The 23,245-nt window shown below is 41.3% G+C and carries 11 protein-coding genes; 4 read left to right on the top strand and 7 right to left on the bottom strand.

All coding sequences use genetic code 11. From position 1 onward, the window contains the following. The first annotated feature begins 51 nt into the window (after positions 1–51). Positions 52–4,431: a hybrid sensor histidine kinase/response regulator transcription factor gene (locus GD631_RS07675; protein ID WP_143257039.1), complete on the top strand. Its 4,380-nt coding sequence runs from the start codon at positions 52–54 to the stop codon at positions 4,429–4,431. A gap of 36 nt (positions 4,432–4,467) precedes the next feature. Here GD631_RS07675 and GD631_RS07670 read toward each other — a convergent pair whose 3' ends face one another. From GD631_RS07670 to GD631_RS07645, 6 genes are all read right to left on the bottom strand, one after another. Then, on the bottom strand, positions 4,468–5,772 hold the full coding sequence (locus GD631_RS07670; protein WP_143257038.1) for a pectinesterase family protein: 1,305 nt from the start codon (positions 5,770–5,772) through the stop codon (positions 4,468–4,470). 33 nt (positions 5,773–5,805) lie between these two features. After that, positions 5,806–7,479: a DUF5123 domain-containing protein gene (locus tag GD631_RS07665; RefSeq protein WP_074556735.1), complete on the bottom strand. Its 1,674-nt coding sequence runs from the start codon at positions 7,477–7,479 to the stop codon at positions 5,806–5,808. A gap of 16 nt (positions 7,480–7,495) precedes the next feature. Then, positions 7,496–9,571, bottom strand: coding sequence for a RagB/SusD family nutrient uptake outer membrane protein (locus GD631_RS07660; protein ID WP_074637349.1), 2,076 nt, complete (start codon positions 9,569–9,571; stop codon positions 7,496–7,498). Between the two features lie 10 nt (positions 9,572–9,581). Then, on the bottom strand, positions 9,582–12,833 hold the full coding sequence (locus GD631_RS07655; RefSeq protein ID WP_074556761.1) for a SusC/RagA family TonB-linked outer membrane protein: 3,252 nt from the start codon (positions 12,831–12,833) through the stop codon (positions 9,582–9,584). Positions 12,834–12,944: 111 nt separating this feature from the next. Beyond that, positions 12,945–15,425 carry a glycoside hydrolase family 95 protein gene (locus GD631_RS07650; protein WP_143257037.1) on the bottom strand — a complete coding sequence of 827 codons (2,481 nt, stop codon included), beginning with the start codon at positions 15,423–15,425 and terminating at the stop codon, positions 12,945–12,947. A gap of 21 nt (positions 15,426–15,446) precedes the next feature. Continuing rightward, positions 15,447–17,066 (bottom strand): pectinesterase family protein, encoded by a 1,620-nt coding sequence (locus GD631_RS07645; protein WP_143257036.1) that lies wholly within the window; start codon positions 17,064–17,066, stop codon positions 15,447–15,449. Positions 17,067–17,348: 282 nt separating this feature from the next. Between GD631_RS07645 and GD631_RS07640 the strand changes: the two genes are divergently transcribed. Together GD631_RS07640 and GD631_RS07635 are read left to right on the top strand one after the other, a co-directional pair. Beyond that, positions 17,349–18,989, top strand: coding sequence for a pectate lyase (locus GD631_RS07640; RefSeq protein ID WP_143257035.1), 1,641 nt, complete (start codon positions 17,349–17,351; stop codon positions 18,987–18,989). A 167-nt stretch (positions 18,990–19,156) separates the two neighbouring features. Continuing rightward, positions 19,157–19,357, top strand: coding sequence for a DUF2007-related protein (locus tag GD631_RS07635; RefSeq protein ID WP_143257034.1), 201 nt, complete (start codon positions 19,157–19,159; stop codon positions 19,355–19,357). A 177-nt stretch (positions 19,358–19,534) separates the two neighbouring features. Here GD631_RS07635 and GD631_RS07630 read toward each other — a convergent pair whose 3' ends face one another. After that, on the bottom strand, positions 19,535–19,969 hold the full coding sequence (locus tag GD631_RS07630; RefSeq protein WP_004305010.1) for a hypothetical protein: 435 nt from the start codon (positions 19,967–19,969) through the stop codon (positions 19,535–19,537). Between the two features lie 1,019 nt (positions 19,970–20,988). On the opposite strand from GD631_RS07630, the gene GD631_RS07625 reads away from it, so the two are divergent. Further along, complete coding sequence (locus GD631_RS07625) at positions 20,989–23,073, top strand: BT4734/BF3469 family protein (RefSeq protein ID WP_143257033.1); 2,085 nt, start codon at positions 20,989–20,991, stop codon at positions 23,071–23,073. The last annotated feature ends 172 nt before the right edge of the window (positions 23,074–23,245 follow it).

The following is a 23,245-nucleotide window of genomic DNA, read 5'->3' as shown; positions in this document are numbered from 1 at the left end:
CTTTTTAATCCAGTTTTATCTATTTTTGCTCTACACATAAAAAAGAATATAATGAAAACATTCTATGCATTTCTTTTATGTTTATATACCAGTCTGACCGTGGCTGCTCAACCGCTTTGTCAGATTAAACACTTCTCTGTCAACAGTGGTCTTTCACAAGGAGTAGTAGTGAATATAATGCAAGACAGAAAAGGATTTCTTTGGTTCGCCACCTGGAATGGACTAAACAAATTCGACGGATACACATTTAAAAATTACAAAGCATTTCCGGGAGACGGCTGTACTTTAACGACCAACCGTTTCTCTTATATTACAGAAAGCAAAGACGGAGATATATGGTGCAAATCTTATGATAACCGTGCATATCTATTTGATATTCAAACAGAAAAATTTATTGACATACTCCTTCCTATTGAATCATCCCTGCAACAGACCAACACAGTCAGCAATATCTATACCTTAAATAAAGGGATTACATGGATCACCTGCGAACAAGGTTATGCTTTCAGAATCAATGAGCAAACCTGCAAAGAAGGAAAAGATATCATTTTATACAGCAGTTTCAACCAAAATTTAAAAGGAAACAAGATATTCGACATTTACGAAGATTCCGACGGGGACGAATGGATCATGACAGATAAGGGAGTAACCATCATCGGGAAAAAACGAATCAACAGCGATTATCCGTTCAAAATGGTCAAAGAATATAATAAGAGAATATATCTTATCTCAACTTCCGGAAAAATCGCAATATATGATCCCAAGAACGGAAATATAAAATTCCAGGAGCTACCATGTCCTGTCACAGATATCTATTCCATATCTTCCATTTCCCCTTCTAATGACAGGATCGGCTTAGGAACTGACAACGGATTTATAACATACGATACAGAAAAGAAAAAATTCCAGCATTTTAATATACAGACAGCCACCCAGCCATCCAATGAAGCTCATTTTTTTTATCAGGACAAAACCGGAGAAGTCTGGATCTTTGCCAATACCTCCGGTGTGATAAAGCTAAATCTGAAAACAGGAGATAAGCAGCACTTCACAGCTCCTATACAAAACCTAATCCAATATGAACGCGACAACCGGTACATGATCTTTGAAGACCATGAAGGCACACTATGGATGAGTCCTCAAAAAGGGCATTTATGCTATTATGACCGCGACAGTAATCAACTGAAACTATACTTTGCAGATGAAAATAATCCCGCTTCCCTATTTGCCCCCTCTATTCGTTATTATTATACCGACCGGCAACAGAATGTATGGATTACCAATGACCGGGGCGTAGACAAAATATCTTTCTATCCCAATAAATACAAAATACGTCCCATAGACAATGGATTGGAAATACGTGCTTTTCTTGCCGACAAACAGAAACGTCTCTGGGTTGCTTCCAAAAAGGGAAACGTCAGAATTTACCGTCCGGATGGGACATTAGAAGGCTACCTTTCTCCACAGGGCATAATCACCCCTCAAGAGGTTACTTTCGGAAAAAGTGTGTACTGTTTTATGGAAGATAAACAAGGAAATATATGGATGGGAACCAAAAAAGACGGCCTCATCCTTCTAAAGAAGAAAAATGAGCACTCCTATCTTTTACAACAATTCGTCCATCAGCCACAAGATACATACAGTTTAAGTAACAATAGTGTCTATAGTATTATTCAGGATAGCCATGACAATATATGGATCGCATGTTATGGAGGTGGTCTCAACCTATTATCACACGCACCTGATGGTTCTACCAACTTTATCCATAGCGGCAACCGGCTGAAAAACTATCCTGTTTCTACTTCACTCAAAATAAGACATATCGCAGAAGCCCCCAACGGAGTGTTATTGATTGGCACAACCAATGGTTTACTTACATTCTCCAATAAGTTCGATCAGCCAGAAGAAATTAAGTTCTATCATAGCAACCGTATCCCTAACGTAGATTCCAGCCTTAGCAGTAATGATGTCATGCAAATATTTACTGACAGTCGAAAAAACACTTATGTAATAACATTCACCGGAGGAATCAGCCAGATTATCTCTAAAAATCTACTCACGGAAGATATACAATTCAAAAGTTATACAATCAAAGACGGATTAGCTTCTGATTTGGTACTTTCAATGCTCGAAGATACTCAAAAACAATTATGGGTAATCTCCGAAAACACCATATCCAAATTCAATCCACAACAAGGAACATTTGAGAATTATGGAAGTAATTACTTTCAGAGAGAACTGAACCTCACCGAAGCAGTTCCCACACTAACCAGTCAAAAGAAAATCGTTCTCGGAACCAATCAAGGGATACTTGAAATCAACACAGAACAAATGAAAAAAAGTTCTTATGTACCTCCTATTGTATTTACCGGACTCAAAATACAAGGAAGTCAACTTCATGTAGCGCTTGATGACATAAAAGAACTGGAACTAAATCCTTCGGAACGTAATGTCACCTTTCAATTTGCAGCCATTGATTATGTAAATCCCGATGCCATCGAATACGCTTATCGCCTGCAAGGTCTGGAAGAAGAATGGAACGAAGCCGGTAATAACCGCTCTGCAACATACATAAATTTACCTGCCGGAGAATATCAACTGCAAATCCGTTCCAGCAATAGCGACGGAGTATGGACCGATAATATACGCACTCTCCCCATTCATGTTTTACCCACTTTTTGGGAAACATACTGGGCATGGTTATTCTATATTGTCATGTTCGTGTTATTCACTACTATCATTGTATACATTCTGTTCTATATCTACCGTTTGCGGCATCAGGTTGACTTGGAACAACATTTATCCAATATCAAATTACGCTTCTTCACTGATATTTCACATGAATTACGCACTCCTTTAACTTTAATATCCAGCCCTGTATCAGAAATTCTAGCGCATGAAACAATCTCTCCGACAGTTCGGGAACATCTAAATTTGGTACATAAAAACACAGAACGTATGCTTCGTCTGGTCAATCAACTACTGGATTTCCGCAAAATCCAAAATAAGAAGATGAAAGTGTTGGTAGAAAAGACAGAACTCGTTTCCCAATTACAGAAGATAATGGAAAGCTTCCACCTTATAGCAAAAGAAAAGAGAATTGATTTCCAACTTCAAACTAATACAGACAAAATATACGCATGGGTAGACCGTGACAAATTTGAAAAGATATTCTTCAATCTACTTTCAAATGCCTTCAAATATACACCGAACGGCAAGAAAGTAACGGTAAATATGATAACAGGTTCGGAGCAAGTCACCATCTCCGTATCTGATGAAGGTATTGGCATTGCTCCCGAAAAGCAACAATCCCTATTTTATCGATTTGAAACACTGGCACAATACAATATCTTGCAGCCCTCATCCGGCATTGGGCTTTCACTGGTACGCGAATTAATAGAATTACATCACGGAAATATCCAAGTGAAAAGCGAGCCGGGAAGTGGAAGTGAATTCATTGTCACACTTCCTAAGGAAGAAAAAGCATTTGCAGACGATCAACAAGCCGAATTTATTTTATCCGACAGTGACAATAATTCACCGACGATACAAGCTACTGAAGAAGATTCGGATAGTACATCCTTCAAGGCAGCATACGCAGAGAATGAAAATAAAACCGACGCAGAGGATGAAAAAACTTCCATTCTTATTGTCGAAGACAACAATGAATTACGTCATTTCCTATGGAATATCCTGTCAGAGACTTACACTGTTCTCGAAGCAGCAAATGGAAAAGAAGGATTAAAATATGCACAGCAGTACATTCCGGATCTGATAATCAGTGATGTCATGATGCCGGTCATGGATGGATTAGACATGGTGAAAGCAATCAAAGCCGATCATAACACCTGCCATATTCCTATTATATTACTATCAGCAAAATCTTCTTTAGATGATCGGATAGCAGGACTGGAACAAGGCATCGATGACTACATTACCAAACCATTCAGCTCTACGTACTTAAAAACCAGAATTTTGTCGCTGCTCCGTCAACGTAAACAGTTACAAGAGCTATATTTATCGAAACTGTCAGAGCATACTCAAGAAGAAGATCATATAAATGGGTGGGAGCCTTCACAACCTCAAGTGACTCCATACGATGAACAATTCATGCAACAAGTAATGGCGTTTATGGAGGAACAAATGGACAATACAGATATCACCATCGACGACTTCGCCAACAAACTAATGTTAAGCCGTACGGTATTCTACCGAAAATTAAAATCTATTGTTGGGCTGACTCCGGTAGATTTCGTATGTGAAATGCGCATCAAACGAGCCGCCCAACTAATTGAAAAAAGTGAATACAGTTTCTCCCAAATTGCTTATATGACCGGTTTCAATGACCCGAAGTACTTTAGCAGGCGCTTCAAAAAAATCATGGGAGTCACTCCTACAGAATATAAAGAAAGAAAGGGAGATGCCTCATAAGCACCTCCCCTTTCCTTACCAGTTTTCTATATTCAATTACAATACACCTTTTTTACCTTGCGTTCCATATTGATTCACGGCAGATACCTTCAAAGCATAATTCACTTTCGACACCGGAAAAGAGGTATCAGTAGTCGTCCCGAGAATCTGTTCTCCATCATATACAATATATCCGATCGCATTCTTCACAGGGTTCCATTTAAGAGTGCCATGCTGATAAACCAGACTGCGCGGACTTCCTAATTTCTCCATCATAATACGCGGATTCCAGCCATCATTACCCGGAATCATATTTTCGTACGTATATTTGTCCGCCTCCTCTTTCGTTATAGTTGCCTGACAGGTACCCGATACTTCCTTACCGGTTTGGCGGTCTTTATATTGATATTCCGTTTTGCGTTTACTTAAATCCAACACATTACCCTGTGCATCACGACTATTGTATTCGGCAAAAATCCCGGGAACCGTTCCCATATTCGTCCATCCTTCATCAGCGACAGGGATAAGCATGATGGTATTGATATACACCGTCTTCGAATTATTATGCCATGGACGCCCCAACTTCAAACGTCCGTCAGCCGCTTCACTGTTTCCATCTATAATGCAATTACGAAAAGCATAACCATATTTGGCATCTTTATGGGAAGGAGCCACTATTACTGCTCCACTCCGTACATTATAAAGCGTACAGTTTTCCAGCAACACATCACCACCACCATAAAAATAGTCTACCGCGCCTTCTATCCAGCAATCTTTCACATAGTGCCGACTGACATCATTATTGGCAGTCATCCAAGTATCTTGAAAAGAACGGAACTTACAATTATAAAAGGAAGCACAATCTGCCTGACTATTCATAGCCAAAGCCTGCGGACCATTATCTGATAAAACTCCCCAGTCATTCACATACGAAATGTTTTCCGTATAAAAGTGGTCTCCTTTTACCACCACTACCGATCCCTCATATTTATAAACTGGAGAGGAAGGATTATGAACCGAGTGTTCCCAATAAGCTGTTTTTCCACCTATTTCTTTACCGGTCAGTTTACTACCAACATTCAAGTTTAAATAAATAATGGTCTTATCCTTATCCTGGCCTATTAAATGTACATATGGCTTATTCTTAGGGATAATCACCTGCTCATTATACAAGCCATTCTTTATCAGAATCAACCAAGGTTTCGTCTGTTCGTCAGGTACAGCATTGATTGCTTCCTGAACCGTTTTATAATCTCCACTACCATCAACAGCTACAATAGCCTGATAAGGCGATGAGTCCGCCTGTGCATAAATCATTGCACAGGCACTCATCAATAAAATTGATAATACAATATTCTTCATGATATTCTTTATACCTAACAATTATAGGATCAATTAATACCAACGTGGATCACCAGCATTACCCGTTCCGGCAAACCCGGCTTCCGGTTTAATATGGAAATCACCGTTCAATGGATCAACGAACAAGTCATCCGAGCTTTGTTTTATTCTCGTTATTTCTTCAAACCTGTTATTGCCTTCCTGCAGGTCGGAGGTGATATAACAATTATCAGAGAAGTTCAAAATGTCATAAGCACCATTTCCACTATTCATTTTCTTTCCTTTGTTCGGACCGGAGAAAATCAAATTCCGCATTGTCGCAGATTTCGGAGAAGGCGGAGTACTTGCCGCATTATCAAAACGGAAAACTTTAGGCAATTCCTTCTTAGCATCCATAGAATTATAGAAAGTACAATTTTCCAATATCACATCACCGATTCCCCCTTTCACGTCCATCAACTGGTCACCAATATTAATCAATGTACTATTCGTTATAGAAACCTTTTCCAACTGATCGATATTTTTTCCGAAATTAATCATTCCATATCCGTCCGTACCAACTTCGGATATGACACAGTTATCAATCGTAATATCCGTCATGAACACACCACTTCCGTTGCTAATACGTACAAGCGTACGTTTTATGTTCTGTATAGCACAGCCTGTGAATGAAATAGACTGGGCATAAGAACTATTTTTCCAATCCGTCATATAACTGGCCTCGCCATTTCCATTCAGGCAAACAAACTCGAATGACAGAGACTGTATCGGAGAAGCCAATGATATTTTATTAGTCACAATAAGCTGTGGACGATTATTCTCATTAGCTTCCGTACTGGTAAATAATATATTATCCAATCCCGGAATCTTTAGTTCACTTACCTTATACACCGCCCCCGGAGTAAGTTGGACAGTTACATTGCTACATTCTTTCTCTTTCACAAAATTAGATAACAATGTACTTAAATCAATGACTCCGGTTTCCGTAGCCTCCACAAAAAGGATTTCGCTACCACCCAATCCAAGTGTTTTGAATACATACGAACCACGTAATGCATCATTATTATAAATCCGAACACGATAGGTCGCTCCATTCTCCAATTCGGAGAGTGTTTTCGAACAAGCGGCTATATCTTCCGAAGTCAAATCAATCTGTTTTTCCTCACCATATTTCGTATCCACCATTTGAGCCAACGTCAGATGAGTTACTCTGTTCGTTTCTTCCCATATCAAGGTTGCGGAATTAGCTGTAACTTCCACTCCGGTAAATAATTGCTCATCCGGAGTTTTAAATGCTACACTGACATAAGTGCTTGCCTTTCCCTGCGCATCTTCTCCTTTCATACGAACAGAATATTGCGTAGAACCGTTGAACTCCTGAAACAAAGTACGATATTCCATCCTCATAGGCGTATTACTCTCTGAAAATACAGTCAATGTATCTTTCAGAATCGTATCTGTCCTTACATAATTTTCCGCATTAAACTCCAAGCTGTCCGTATAAAACTCAAAAATATAGACTTTTGCATTCACAATCTGCGAATATCTTAATGTAACCGAAGTCGCATCGGTAGCCGACTTATCGAACGTCAACGGACGGAACAAAGCATCATAGTTCTTATTAACTGTCCAGTCATTGGCATCGTCCTCACAGGAAGACATACCCACTATCAAAGCCAATAGTACATACAGGCATGCTCCGGATAATCTATTAACTAGTCTTTTCATCTTTTCCTACCATTAATTATTTATAACCATACGAATTAGAAACATACCCTTGCGTCTTATTGACATCCTCATAATAAATAGCGAATACATGGCGATAATTACACACTCCATTACCAACAGAATATTTACGGAACTCCGCTTCGGCCTCACCGCCCCAGTTCAACCTGCCAAACAAATTCGAATAGTCGTAAGACGCATTCAGACCTGTACCGCAAACCAATATTCTAGCCATTGTTTTCACATAATTAGTATTCAGGGTTGCATTTATATCACCATCCTTATTCAATGTCACCTGCATGCTGATCCAGTTGCACTCATACTGTCCTTTTGATGCAGAAGCAGTACCGGTTCCCATGTCCTCATTGAAATTAACGGACGACATATCAATGTATTCCGGATTATCAGAGTCTTCATATTTATAATAGATTTTTCTCGGTATTTCATCCACTTGATAAGTCTTCCCGAAAATAGTCACCGGCTTGTAGTCATACAACATACAAAGACCTATTTTCATCTCTTCTATTTTCTCCGCCAACAATCCCCAACGTGTCAAATCCTGACGACGAATAGATTCACAACCAAACTCCCATGCCCGTTCATTGACAATAGCCGTGAAGAAATCCGCGTCATACTGCGTGATTTCGGGAGCACCAGTACCAAATGCTCTTTCACGAACCTTTTCCAAAGCCTGTCGGGGAGACATACCAGCAATCGGACTAACTGCATCCGGCCCTGTCAATACATTTTGAGCCTCCGCAAACATCAGGTAAATATCTGAATATCGCATCAAAATCCAGTTGATACCAGTAGCAATACGTGAATTAGCTTTCGGGAAACGGACTTTCATATAATTATCAGTCATCCAATACCAACGCCATTTACCACAAGCCACTCCTAATGGGTTACAGCGAATAACTTCCTTATTTTTTCCATTCTCATTGATATATTCCTGGAAAACACAAGTAACATCCCGACGGGTGTCTGCCGGATCAAATGAATAAAAATAGTAAGCAGTAGTAGCCGCATATCCTGCCCCTCCCATACCTTGGGTGGTATTAAAAACCCCTCTGTTCAGGTTGTATCCCATCGTGGCCCCCACATCTCCATTCTGTCCTTCACCAAAAGCAACTTCAAACAGGTTTTCATTATACTTGTTGTATTCCAGATGATTGACAGTAGACCAAATATTCTCATAACTGGGATCAAGCTCATGAGGATTATCAGTCGCTCCCAAAATCTCCGCACACTGTTTGGCAGCCAGCTCATAATAATCTTTCCAATTCTTAGGGCGACCGACGAAATATCCGTTCATTTCCGGAATGGTCGGATGATGTTCCACCTCCAAGTCCGGAAACTGATTTCCATCCCGTACAGACCATCCTCCGGCAAATAGCGCTACTTTTGCCAGCAGTCCTTTGGCAAAACCTTTATTCATGCGTTCTACCGTATATGATTCTTCTCCCATCCAAGGCAGATATTCAATTGCCTCTTTCAAATCCTCTATGATATAATTATAAACAATATCACGATCCACTTTTCCTATATAGACATTTCCCAATCCGCTTTCAGACGCATGCTCTTTATATGGCACATCTCCCCAATAACGGATCAGTTCAAAATAGCCTAACGCTTTTAGTGCTAATGCCTCTCCTAAATATCTACGCATGGCAGCCTTGTCCGAAGTAGATTGCATCAACGTGGACCGACGTATACCATCTACGATAGTAGTGGCGGATTCTGCCAGATAATAAAGTTTGTCCCATCTGGTATTCCGGTTATAATTATCGTCATAAAAATTGCCAGCACCTTCATCACGAAGTGTCGAATTATAGTTTTCCGTAGAAAACGCACCCGAGCCAACCTCCACGTCAGAAGCTCCCTGCCAGTTGACACACAGTTTCTGACCATATATATAGGTGTCCGTCATTGTCGCATACACACCCATCAGGGCTGCTTCCGTCAGAGCTGTCGATTTAAACAGATTCTCATCACTTGGAATAGAAGGACTTTCGGTATCCAAAAAATTATCCATACACGAAGTGCATAACACAGAGGAGGATAAAACTGCTAAAAATAGTTTCTGTATTTTCATTTTTCAAGTATTAAAAAGTAACATTAAGACCGAATACATAAGAATGTGCTTTCGGATATGCAGAATAATCCACACCCGGAGTCAAAGGGGTAGAACGTTGTGTGCTCACTTCAGGATCCTGTCCGGAATAAGCTGTCCAGCAAAACAGGTTATTGGCCGTAGCATACACGCGCAGATTCTTGACTCCTAGCTTACGAGTCACAGTAACCGGAAGCGTATACCCTAACGTCAGGTTACTACAACGCAAAAAAGAACCATCTTCAATCGCCCAGTCCGTCACAAGCGTACGCCCCATCATAGGCATCCAGATAGAGGCTTTGGAATTGATTTCAACAAAGCGCTCCGGATTAGCATCATTACCATACATTACATTGGCACCCGTTTCCGGATCAATAATCGACCAACGGTTTTCCAGGCTCATAAAATCCCTGATATTATTATATTTACGATTCGTATGAGTGGATGCCATAATCTTATTGGCATTATATACTTTATTACCATACGACCAATTGAACATAGCCGCCAGGTCAAACCCTCTCCATGCAGCATTCAGCCCGAATCCGCCAATATGCTTTGGCTGTACACTACCGATCACTTTACGGTCATTATCCGCGTCAATCACACCGTCATTATTCTGATCCTTCAGTTTGATAAAGCCCGGACCAAAGTTAGGCAAGTCGTTAGAGAACAAAGCCCTGTCGTCTACTACCCCTTTATTCAGTATCCATTTTTTCGTATTCTCATCAAACGTAAAGTCGTCTACAGAATAAAAGCCCTCTACTTCGAATCCATAAATCTGTCCTACCGCCTGACCTACAATAGCACGAAAATCATCAGAGCCGATATCCGGTCGCCAGTTGGATTGCGCACTCAATACGGTTGCCGTTCCATCCAGTTTATTCACTATATTTTTATTGAATGATATATTGAAGTTAGCGCCCAGATAGAAATCTTTACTATTGATAATCGTTCCGCTAAGCGTAAGTTCAACTCCCCTGTTCGTGCTGCGGCCTACATTCTGATACTGATATTCATATCCCGAATTTGAAGGAAGATCCATGCGTAAGATTAAATCTTTCGTTATATCATTATAGAAGTCAACCGTCACATTCAAACGGCTATTAAAGAGGCTGGCATCTATTCCCACATTAGAGGATAACTTCGTCTCCCAAGTCAGATTCTCGTTCCGCAAGGTGTTCTGCAATTTCAGGGCACTCTGTACTGTTTCATTTAGATAATATTGCCTATTGGCAGAAGATTCCATTTTATAATCCTGTCTCCAGTATGAATTGACACGCGCATTACCAACTGACCCGTAACTCACACGAAGTTTCAGATTATCCAGCCAGTCTTCCGTCTGCTTCATAAATTTTTCCTGGGAAATACGCCATGCCAATGCCATACCCGGGAAAAATCCCCAACGGTTTTCAGGAGCGAACACATTCGTTCCGTCGGCACGGGCTGTAAAAGTGAACATGTACCGATCTTTGAAAGCATAGTTTAAACGACCGAAGTAAGATGCCGTACGGGAAGGTTCACCAATAGTGGTATACGTTGGTTGGGATTCTCCATAGTTCCACATAGCCAACACTTCGCTCGCCGTAAAATCCATAGGATAATATTTGGATGAGGCAATCATCTGATTTCTGTAATTACTCACCATTTCATGTCCGGCCATCAGATCAAGGCGGTGATTCTTTTTCAGAGAGAACCGGTAACTCAATATGTTCTGCAAGTTCCATCGTGCACCTTTCTCATCCGTACGTTTGGCTACGGGCTGACCGGCATTGGAGCTAGACTCTCCGGTTTTCTTTAACCAGACATTATCGGTATAATTATAAGTGTATGCGTAACTACCTTTCAGCTGATAAGTCAATCCTTTAACAATTTCCCAGTTAAATCCGGCATTATAAGTCATAGAAAACTGGTTTTGCTTCTTATATTCATTCACTGTATTATATACAGGATCATTCAATGATGATAACAATGCATCATCCGAGTAATCAATTTCACCCCCCAAAGCATCTCCCGCATCTATACTTGCAAGGCTGTTGATTGGCGAGAAAAGAACGGCATCTCTCAATTTACCTCCATTGGTACCCGCACCGTCAATCACCATTCTAGTCAGACGGCTAGAAAACTCAAACTTCAATTTGTTACTCAACTTTTTATCCATCTTCACACTCAAGTTATCCCTCACATAATTGGAGTTGAGCATAATGTACTTCTCATCATCCCGCGTATAACTCAAATTATAACGCAATGTAGCATCCGTTCCTCCTGTTATACCAACATTATAGCTTTGTTTGAATCCGGTGTTTCCATATACTTTATCCTGCCAGTTCTTGCCTTCTACCGAACGATAAATATTGCGATCGTCCCAACGTCCATACATCGAATTAATGCTACTGGTCAGAGAGGTGCCCGGATCAAGTTCTTTCTGATAACAGTAGTATTCGTAAGGTGAAAGTACCCCCGTCAGATTATACACATTACTGACACCCCAGTGAGCATTGAATGAGATTTCTGTTTTTCCCGCCTTACCGCTTTTTGTAGTAACAAGAATAACGCCGTTCGCACCTTTAGCTCCATAGATGGCGGTAGAAGAAGCATCTTTCAAAACATCAATGCTTTGAATATCACCGGGAGGAATATCATTGATATTACTCACCTGAAAACCGTCAACAATATATAACGGTGAATTGTCCTGGGTAATAGAACCACCACCACGCACTGTAATCTGGATTGTTGCATCGGGCGATCCATCAGTAGCCACTACATTCACACCTGCCAGTTTTCCTGTAATAGCCGCAGCCGCAGAAGTTATCGGAATATCCTTCAAAACCTTCTCACTCACTGAAGAAATTGCACCGGTCAAATCTCCGCGACGTGAGGTTCCGTATCCTACCACTACCACTTCGTCCAAAGTCTGATTGTCTTCTTCCAACACAACTTTCAGATGTTTGCCCGGTTTCACAGTCGCAACAACTGATTTCATTCCTACAAAACTAATTTCCAACTTTGTTGCATCTTCGGGAACAGACAAAGTGAAATTTCCATCCAAGTCGGTAATTGTACCGACGGAGGACTTTTTCAACACCTTCACACTAGCACCAATAATAGCATCGCCGTTGGTATCCACCACCGTTCCTTTCACAGATACCTTCTGTGCATATACTGTTGTCGCCGTTATAAAGCACAAGAGCAAGCAACATATATACGCAAAGCATCTTCTCAAAAATAAATGTCTTTGTACATCCATAGTATTATCTTGATTAATTTTTTTCATTTTTGATGTTACAAAAGTCACACTTTTACATCTGTTTTCCACTCATTATTTATGCAAAAGCGTGGACTTTTTATATAGAATGTCTTATTTTACTGTAACAATAATCACCTCTCCTTCGCGTGTATCCACATCATACAAATAAGTATCACGTAATGCCACTCCTTTTAAAGGCGCTTTTTCACTAATCATCGGGCGTGAGATTTGCTGTACTTTAAATAATGCGTTCGGATTCGCTTCCTCTTCCTTCTTCTGTTTCAACAATGCTCCTTCAGCAGCCAATTTCCAGTAAGAGCGCAGGCGCAGATTGCCTCCGGTTTCCGAACGTAACACAGCTTTTACCAGCTTACCGTCCTTCCAGGTCAATTCATCAATCAAAAAACCTCCCCGGGCACGCAACCCTTTCACTGTCCCGCTCTTCCATTCCGAAGGCAACGAAGGCAACAAATGAATCGCACCATCATGACTTTGCACCAACATTTCGGCAATACCAGCCGTGCAACCGAAGTTACCATCTATTTGGAAAGGTGGATGAGCGTCGAATAAATTAGGATACGTTCCGCCTCCCTGTCCTTTTTGTATTTCAGGGCTGACATAAGTCAGCTGATTCTTTATCAACTGATAAGCATGGTCCCCGTCAAGCATACGGGCCCAGAAACAAACTTTCCATCCCATTGACCAACCGGTAGAAGGATCTCCCCGTTGTATCAATGTGTTTTTTGCCGCTTCAAAAAGTACCGGAGAACGATAAGGAGAAATCTGATAACCGGGATATAGTCCCCAAAGATGAGAGATGTGCCGGTGACGATCATTAGGATGATCCCAGTCTTCAAACCATTCCTGCAATTGTCCGTACTGCCCTACCTGCATCGGAGGCAACTGCCGGCGCATATTCTTCAATGTATCACAAAAATCAGTATCTGCGTTCAGCACTTTGGCAGCTTCGCATGTATTTGAAAATAAATCAAAAACCAACTGATTATCCATTGTGATTCCTGCAAAAAGATTACTTTTCTTCTTTATCCAGCGCGGAGAATTCTCGGGTGAGTTGGAAGGAGTGACAACCAGATAACCCGTGTTCGGGTCGCGTACCAGAAAGTCGACAAAGAATTCCGAAGCACTTTTCATCATCGGATATACTTCCTCCAAATACTTCTTATCACCGGAAAACAAATAACGGTCCCATAAATGCTGGCAAAGCCATGCATTAGCCACAGGCCATGTCCCACAATAAGGACGGTCCACCGCACCCGTCATACGCCACAAATCCGTATTATGATGCAACACCCAGCCACGACAACCATACATTCGACTGGCAGCTTCACGCCCATTCTCGCTCAATTCACGTACCATCTGGATGAATGGTTTATGAAGTTCGGCCAAGTTGGTGATTTCCGCCGGCCAGTAATTCATTTCAGCATTAATATTCGTTGTATAATTGCAGCTCCAGGGAGGCCCCGGGTTATGATTCCATTTGCCCTGCAAGTTGGCGGGCTGGCATCCGGGCTGTGAAGATGAAATCAATAAGTAACGTCCATACTGGAAATACAATGCTATCAATGCCGGATCATAGGATGAAGAAAATTCCTTGATACGTACATCCATCGGCTTATTGGCTTGGGAAGTTTCACCCAAATCCAAAGTTACACGATTGAATTGTTTCCGATAAGCAGCAATATGAGCGGCTTTCGCTTTACTATAATCTTTCGCTGCATTTTTCAAATAAGCTTTATTCCGTTGATACGGATCGCCCGATATATCTTTATAGTTGACAAAGTTAGTCGCCATCGAGATATACAATGTAAGTTCACTGGCTCCTTGAACGCTAAGCAACGTGTCATTGGCAGTTATTACTTTCCCACCTTTATGTTTCACATCCAAATCGGCGCAATAGTGCACTTTACCCGGAAAATAACGGCTGCCATACGTAATACCTTCCAGCCGCAAACCTTTCTTTCCATAAATACTACGTTTCGGATCTCTCATCGGGGTATTAAAAAACAGTTCACAATTGATTGCACCCGGTTTGGACGCTTTGATATGCCTGATAACCAGTTGATCGGTAAATGATGCAAATGTTTCTTCGGTAAATTCCACTCCGTCTACTTTGTAGCGGGTCACAGCTACTGCATTGCTTATATCCAGATCACGATAGTAATTATTTACCTTTTTGTGATCTTGATAACGGATATTCAGACGCCCCACCGTCTGGTAAGGCATTTCATTCCCCACTTGTGAAAGAATCTTCGTTGCCGCCATGTTCTGCGCTTCTTCGTACTTTCCTTCAAAAATCAATCGGCGCATTTCCGGCAAAGCCGCTTTTGCTTCTTCATTATAGTTCTGGTAAGGAGAGCCTGCCGACACTGTTTCTTCGTTCAACTGTATTTGTTCCAGTTGAGGGTCACCGAACACCATTGCTGCAATCCGTCCATTACCAACCGGGAGTGCCTCTTCCCAATAAGAAGCGGGTTTGTCATACCATATTCTATAGATGTTTTGTCCTTCCACATTCCCCAACAGAGAAGAAAAAGCCAACATACAACTGAATACTTTACTTATCATTTTCATATTTTAAAGTTTTAATTGTCATCACTCTTTTAAAGGTTCACTCAAAGACCCATACTCACTAACGGCCTTCACCTGATATGTCTTTCCTTCCTCAACATTACAAGACGTTTCTTTGGTTATTTGTACAGTTTCATCGTTCGCAATTACCAAATAACAAATTGCATATTTTGAAGCATCCCAACTTAATATTCCGTTTTCTCTTTTCAGATTTTCCGGTGCGGATATTTGTTCCATATATTTCTTCGGGTCCCAATTATCGCCCTCACGAACAACGTTTTCATACGTATACCGAGCTGCTTCACCTGCCGTAAGGACAGCCTGACAAATGCCTGTCACCAGATTCTCTTGTTCATCCTGATAGGTATATTGCGTTTTACGCTGGCTTAAATCTACAGTATTCCCCTCCTTATCCTTACTGTTATATTCAGCAAACATTTGAGGAATAGCTCCCATATCCGTCCATCCTTCCGGAGCTATCTTTATATTAAAGATCGTATTGAGATATACAGCTATCGGAGAATTATGCCAGGGACGCCCCAACTTGACACTTTCTGTATCAGCCAATTCATTTCCATCCACAATGCAATTATTCAACACATATCCCCAACGTGTTCCTACTTTATGAGAAGGAGCAACAATAATTGCGCCATCCCTCATATTATAAAAGGTGCAATGTTCGAGGAAGCAATTCCCGTTTCCATAGAAGTAATCAACGGCTCCTTCAATCCAGCAATTCTGTGCATACAGTCTGCCGTTATCCGATTTAGGCCCGGTCTGCCAGGTGTCTTGATACGAGAGGAATTTGCAATTATTGAATGAGTTGCGGTCATTCTGGGTATACATTGCCAATGCCATAGGACCTTTCTGTAATTCTTTGCCATATCCGTTTACAAAAGATATATTCTCTGCGTAAAAATCCGTAGCTTTCACTGATACCATAGCGGCTTCCGTTTTTCCTAAGTTCTTATAAGAGTACTTCCACACATCCGGATCAGTCGCACTGGCTTCGGTTGAGCTGTTAATTCGTAACTTGACAATTGTCTTATCCACATCCTGTCCGATGAGATGAATATACGGTTTGTCTTCAGGAATAATAATTTGTTCTTCATATGTTCCGTTCGCCACGAAAATGAGCCAGGGTTCTGTTCTTTTCAAGGGGACATTATCTATTGCTTTCTGTATACTGGTATAGTTCCCTTTTCCGTCAAGACTGACCACCGCATCAAATATACGTGCTTCCGGTTGAGGACGTTCTCTGATTGTAAACTGAATACTGACACCTTCGAATACATTTCCCTGAAAGTCTATGACTGCACCTTTGGGGAGGCTGAACTGACAGGCCTGATTATAGTCCAAAGCAGTATAAGCGTAAGACGCTGTTTTACCTTTGAAAGTCAACTCCACTTCCTCGCCATTAAAATTCGCTTTCCCTTCTCCCGCTTTCACATACTCGTTAAAAGTAAGCAGAATCGTATTGTTTTCTTCTGCCGTTTCACCATTTACAGGAGTTACAGACACCAAGGAAGGGGCTTCATGGTCGGGAACAAAAAAGTTATTGCTACTTTCCTTGCAACTTGTTGTCAGCAAAGCTGATAACAACAATAGTCCTTGGGACATCTTTGAAAATAAATGTGCTTTCATAAATTATTTGTTATATTCTTAATGATAGATTCTTATTCCATTATTATTTGGTCGTCCTGCCTTGAGCAGTTACTATTTCACGTTACAAAAGTATACGGGACAACATGAATACTTTCTCACTATTTGTTTGTTTGCGTGGACTTTTTTAATATCATTCAAAAGTTGCGGACTTTTTGTGCAATCTGGTGCACTATCTATGCAACCAGTTGTCTATCAAATTCTATCCGCTTACATTTGTATCAGTATCACTATCATCACACTTTATAAAAAATCAGGTAAGATATGAAAAACAACAAGGTAAAATTCATTTTCGTGGCACTACTGTTTGCCACACAAGTAGAAGCGTTCTCCTCCTGTTCCACATCTTCAGTCAATGAAGAAAATAAAGAACAGGAGACTCCACCGGATTCTCCCTCCGTATCTCCACCAGTGGAAGAAACAGCATATGCCTTTCCCGGAGCTGAAGGAGGAGGAATGAACACTACAGGAGGAAGAGGTGGAAAGGTATATATTGTCAGATCCCTGGAAGACTCCAAAGCACCGGGTACCCTCCGGTATGCCATCGAACAAAAGGAGCCTCGTATAATTGTCTTCTGTATATCCGGCACCATTTATCTAAAATCGACACTGGACATTCGGAACGGTGATGTCACGATAGCCGGACAGACAGCTCCCGGAGACGGTATCTGCCTGGCTCACTTTCCAGTAAATGTATCGGCCGATAATGTAATTCTACGATACCTGCGTTTCCGGATGGGAGATACGGATTTGCTGGGTTCTTCGGCTTCCGACGGTGCAGATGCTCTGGGAGGACGCCAGAAAAACAATATCATGATTGACCATTGTTCCATCAGTTGGAGCACTGACGAATGTGCTTCATTCTATGATAATACTAACTTTACCATGCAATGGTGTATTATTTCAGAAAGTCTCCGCTTATCGGGACATACCAAAGGCCCTCATGGATATGGCGGTATTTGGGGAGGAGTCAACGCTTCCTATCATCATAATCTGATGGCCCACCATGACAGTCGTACACCACGTTTCGGTTCCGGAGTAAAATATCAAGGTCAGGAACGTACTGATATGCGTAATAATGTTATTTATAACTGGAGCGGTAACGGATGTTATGGCGGCGCAGCAATGGGTATTAACATTGTGGACAACTACTACAAACCCGGACCCGCTACGGATGCCAAAGTGGCCAATCGTGTGATGGCTATCGACATCAGCTCTTCTGATGGAGATTTTGCACCAATCAAAGGGGTATTGGGACAGTATCATATCAGCCGGAATTACTTCGAGGCGGGAAACCAACTGACAGAAGCAGCCGCCGCAAAAGTGAACAAAGACAACTGGACTGGTATCCGTAACAACACCGGTCACTCTCTCGATGAACTGAAACGGGATACTCCGGTAGAAGTAGATGCGGTAACTACCCACACGGCACAAAAAGCTTACGAACTGGTGTTGAAATATGCGGGTTGCAGTCTCAAACGAGATGATATAGATACTCGTATCGTTGAAGAGACACGCACAGGAACGGCACAATTCATCGGAAAGAACGAACACAACGGATTAGGAGATGAACCCTGTCCGAACGGTCCTTGTGAACATTGCGACAAAGGTATCATCCATTGGAAAAGTCAGAATTATCCTAAGGGCGGACTTATCGATAGTCAGAAAGACCTAAAGCCTTCCGGAGCTGGTAGCGACTGGAACGCATGGCCAACATTAAAATCATTGCCACAAGTTACCGATTCTGACAATGACGGCATGCCTGACGAATGGGAAACCGCCAACGGATTGAACCCCAACAAATATGATGCAAACGGAAGAAATCTAAGTACTGCCTATGATAATATAGAGGTTTATATCAATAGCCTTGTAGAAACAATAACAAATACGCAAAATAAGAAATGAATGATGTGAGGGAAAACAACTCTTATTAACGCAAAAAACTGGTCAATTAATACAAATCCTGATTCAATGAATCATTTGTATACTATATATGAAACAATATTGCACCTCTATGTTGCTTTTCTCCCTTATCTTTGTCGCAGTAAAAACAAAAACACACTATAAAGATCATGATTACAAGTAGAAAGATTTCTCAAATCAAAGTTTTTGCTGGTAGTCCTTGGGAAGTAGCCAGCGTAAAGAGTTTATTGAATGAAGCTTATATTCAAGTGTCAACGAAAGACAATGGTTTAAACAGTATTTTGATTTCTGTTCCTTGCGAATACTATACTGCGGCCATGCGTGTAATTAATAACAGAAAAGTTTCATAGGTTTTAGGTTTACATATAAATTGGAGAGTTCTTATTGTCAGCAGAAGTTTTCGCAGGATAATACGGTGACTAGCAACTCATTGCACCCTGACAATAAGCTATGACAATAGGCTGACAATAAAAAGATCGTACTTTTATTGTCAGCCTGTTATTTAATAGATTAAATTCACAGCAGAATTATAGAATTCGTTTCAATCTCCTGCATATCTTTCTGATCCAGCAGTTGCTACAAATAGCGTTGTCCGACATAGAATTCTTCTCGAAGGATCGCAGTCTTTCGTATTGTTCCTCCACCATTTTCCATAAACCGTCCAGTCGCGAACTTTGTCCTCTAATTGCCATTAATTCCTGATCCCGCATATTCAAGAGTGAAGCATACAATCTGCTGGTTTTGTTTTTTTCCATGCAAAGTTGCTCTAACTCATCGATATATTCAGACGTAATTCCCAGCTTAGTCCGTTTTATGAATTGCTGAATACTATCATCATCTATGGAAACTGTATCGTTTTCATAAGACACTGTGATTTTTTTCATTTCCACCCAGAGCCAGATATACTCTTTTTCGAGTCGGTATTTCTCGGCTGCCGCTTCTATGCTAATCCATTGTGACATAGTGTTTGTTTTTAATTTGTTATACAACAAGGAATAAATAGTGCTCTGTTGATGTTGATTCAACAAACATTCGCGCTTTTTGTATTCCGGGCGGACAGGAGATTGGGGTTGGGGATTTATAAGGATCATGAAACCAACCGGGTACAAAAAAAGCGTGAATGCTGTTGAACCATTATCCGTATTTGAGGCCTAGCAAACCCGTCCGAAAGATAATGATAACAACAGACATCCACGCTAATTGTGTATATATAACACATCTTTCATCGATATGTTGACATACGGCCATTCACGTGGAATATCTGTTGAACCACCCCTCTACGGACAGAAACTTGCTAGATTTCAAATACGAGGGATAAGTCGTAAATATTCCTATTTATAAATATAAAAAAACGCTTCTTACCTATTTCATCACGCTGATGAACAGAAAGCGTATGACAAAGATATGCTTTTTTTTCGAAACAAAGTGGAAATACGGAAATAAATACAGGAAGTTTTGTATTGAAAGAGAGGAAGTTCAATATTAGCAAAGAGCGTATAAGAAATATAAACTCGCTACGAAGCGAATGTCGCCCCCGTTAATTGAATGCTGCGCATCTGGTATCTTTCACAAAAGAAGCAGGTATTGTTCGGCTAAAGCTACGGCATTGTTCAGCTAAGGCAGCAGTATTGTTCAGCTAAAGCTACGGTATCTTCACCTTCCCACGGCCGTGGTGACTTCTTTCCACAGCCGTGACGAATTCCTACCACGGCCGTGGGAAGATCTCGTCACGGCCGTGGCGAACTACCAATACCGGTAAGTTAACGTAAGAATAACGGTGTCTTTAGGCAACAATACACAGTGGCGAGCATATCTTTACTTACTTGTTAATGTTTCAAGTCCGCCTTCTTGAATAGAGTATAACAAGAAAGCACATTCTTTATCGCGATAAAGCGCAAATAGTTTGTTTTACAAGTACCTTATCCGTACCTTTGAAACCAATAACAAACACTTACTCTCATTAAATATCAAGAGAAGAAAAATGAAGATTACACAAATCAGGGAAAACGGAGATACGGAGGCACTAAGCGTGACAGACATCGACCTGCTGATAGAAAAAATGAAAAAAGAAACCAAGCTCCGCCCGGTAACCGAATTACGTCAGGCCCTGCATTTTGTTCTACCCGACGAGCCTTGTTCCCTCGCCAACAAACTACCACGAGTGATTCCCGCAGCAGCCTTCGGGCGAGTGAACGGAGTGAAGCGAATGAAAACCTACAATGGCATTGTAGAACTGACCATCGGCCCGCTAGCCGGAAAGACAGAAGTGGAAATCGTGAAGCAAAAGGCAGCCGAACTTCCCCAAACAATGCTGGCTTTTATGGGAGCAAGTGGTAAAAGCGTCAAGATATGGACTTGCTTCACCCGTCCGGACGGTACTTTACCGCAAACAACGGAAGAAGCCGAAGTGTTTCAGGCACATGCTTACCGGCTTGCCATTAAATGTTATCAGCCTCAACTTCCCTTCAACATTCTATTGAAAGAGCCGAAACTGGAACAATTCTCACGTCTTAGTTATGATCCGGACTTGATTTATCGTCCCACCCCTGTCCCCTTCTATCTTTCACAACCCATCGGTATGCCCGGCGAGATGACTTATCATGAGAAATCGAGCACTGAAGCATCTCCACTAAATCGAGCACTGCCGGGGTATGACACGGAAGATACAGTAGCATTGCTTTATGAAGCGGCATTGCGGAAGACATTCGAAGAAATGGAAACAGACTGGTATCGAAACGATCACGATTTGCAAACTTTAGTAGTCCCGCTTGCCGAAAATTGTTACTACTCCGACATCCCGGAAGAGGAGGTAACCCGACGAACCATCATGCGTTATTACAAAAGAAAAAATCCGATGCTGATACGCGAAATGATAAGAAACGTATATAAGGAATGTAAGGGAGTGCCCAAAAGCAACTGCCTGACTAAAGAGCAACGCCTTAGCCTGCAGATGGACGAATTTATGAATCGCCGTTATGAGTTCCGTTATAATACGCAGATCGGGGAAGTGGAATACCGGGAGCGTTTCTCGTTTCAGTTTTATTTTCATCCTATTGACAAACGGGCACAAAACAGTATCATGCTTGATGCCCAATCCGAAGGTATTGGCGTATGGGACAGGGACATAGACCGATACTTACATTCCAACCGTGTGCCAATCTACAATCCGTTGGAAGAGTTCCTGTTTCATCTGCCTCATTGGGACGGCAAAGACCGTATTCATGCTTTGGCAAACAGGGTTCCTTGCAAAAATCCGCATTGGGAATTGCTTTTCCACCGTTGGTTCCTGAATATGGTTTCACATTGGAGAGGGGTAGATAAAATGCACGCGAACAATACGTCGCCCATATTAGTGGGCCGCCAGGGAACTCATAAATCAACTTTCTGCCGTGAAATGATTCCGCCTGCGCTTCGCGCTTACTATACAGACAGCATTGATTTCAGCCATAAACGGGATGCAGAACTGTATCTGAATCGGTTTGCGCTCATCAACATCGATGAGTTTGACCAGATAACTCTGCCACAACAGGGATTCCTGAAACATATTCTTCAAAAGCCTGTGGTCAATCTACGGAAACCGCACGGTCGTTCGGTACTTGAATTGCAACGGTATGCTTCATTTATCGGCACAAGCAATCAGAAGGATTTGCTGACTGATCCTTCGGGAAGCCGCCGTTTCATTTGCATTGAAGTGACGGGAAACATCGACACTACACAGCCGATAGATTATGAACAGCTTTATGCACAAGCCATGCACGAGATTCATCATGGCGAACGCTACTGGTTTGACAGTGAGGATGAGCAGATTATGACGGAAAACAACCGTGAGTTTGAGCAGACACCGGCTATGTTGCAGTTGTTTTATCAGTATTTCAAGACTGCGCAAACGAAAGAGGAAGGGGAATTTCTTACTCCGGTCGAAATATTGAATTATCTGAAGAAGAAAAGCGGTATGTCATTGTCTGATAACAAAGTATACCACTTCGGGAGATTACTGCAAAAATGCGGTATTCCTTCGAAGCATACTTATAAAGGTACTGTTTATCAGGTAATAAAGCTATCATAAGAGATAAAAGTAAGGCTGACAATAAAAGTCGGGATATTTTATTGTCAGCCTATTATCAATGGTTATTGTCAGGTGATAGAAGGTTGATATTCATCTACTTGAATATATTCCTGACAGTATGACAATAAAACAGGTACCAATCATTATGAGATCTAAATTTGAGAGTTTTGTT

Origin of the sequence: Bacteroides luhongzhouii (assembly GCF_009193295.2) — a bacterium.
GTDB classification, from domain to species: domain Bacteria; phylum Bacteroidota; class Bacteroidia; order Bacteroidales; family Bacteroidaceae; genus Bacteroides; species Bacteroides luhongzhouii.
The sequence above is the reverse complement of the archived record's forward strand: the minus strand, read 5'-3'. Positions and strand labels throughout refer to the sequence as shown.

What these genes read in the sequence shown, in the direction of transcription:
- GD631_RS07675 (WP_143257039.1), top strand. Translation starts at nt 52, where the DNA reads ATGAAAACATTCTATGCATTTCTTTTATGTTTATATACCAGTCTGACC.
- GD631_RS07670 (WP_143257038.1), bottom strand. Translation starts at nt 5,772, where the DNA reads ATGAAGAATATTGTATTATCAATTTTATTGATGAGTGCCTGTGCAATG.
- GD631_RS07665 (WP_074556735.1), bottom strand. Translation starts at nt 7,479, where the DNA reads ATGAAAAGACTAGTTAATAGATTATCCGGAGCATGCCTGTATGTACTA.
- GD631_RS07660 (WP_074637349.1), bottom strand. Translation starts at nt 9,571, where the DNA reads ATGAAAATACAGAAACTATTTTTAGCAGTTTTATCCTCCTCTGTGTTA.
- GD631_RS07655 (WP_074556761.1), bottom strand. Translation starts at nt 12,833, where the DNA reads ATGGATGTACAAAGACATTTATTTTTGAGAAGATGCTTTGCGTATATA.
- GD631_RS07650 (WP_143257037.1), bottom strand. Translation starts at nt 15,425, where the DNA reads ATGAAAATGATAAGTAAAGTATTCAGTTGTATGTTGGCTTTTTCTTCT.
- GD631_RS07645 (WP_143257036.1), bottom strand. Translation starts at nt 17,066, where the DNA reads ATGAAAGCACATTTATTTTCAAAGATGTCCCAAGGACTATTGTTGTTA.
- GD631_RS07640 (WP_143257035.1), top strand. Translation starts at nt 17,349, where the DNA reads ATGAAAAACAACAAGGTAAAATTCATTTTCGTGGCACTACTGTTTGCC.
- GD631_RS07635 (WP_143257034.1), top strand. Translation starts at nt 19,157, where the DNA reads ATGATTACAAGTAGAAAGATTTCTCAAATCAAAGTTTTTGCTGGTAGT.
- GD631_RS07630 (WP_004305010.1), bottom strand. Translation starts at nt 19,969, where the DNA reads ATGTCACAATGGATTAGCATAGAAGCGGCAGCCGAGAAATACCGACTC.
- GD631_RS07625 (WP_143257033.1), top strand. Translation starts at nt 20,989, where the DNA reads ATGAAGATTACACAAATCAGGGAAAACGGAGATACGGAGGCACTAAGC.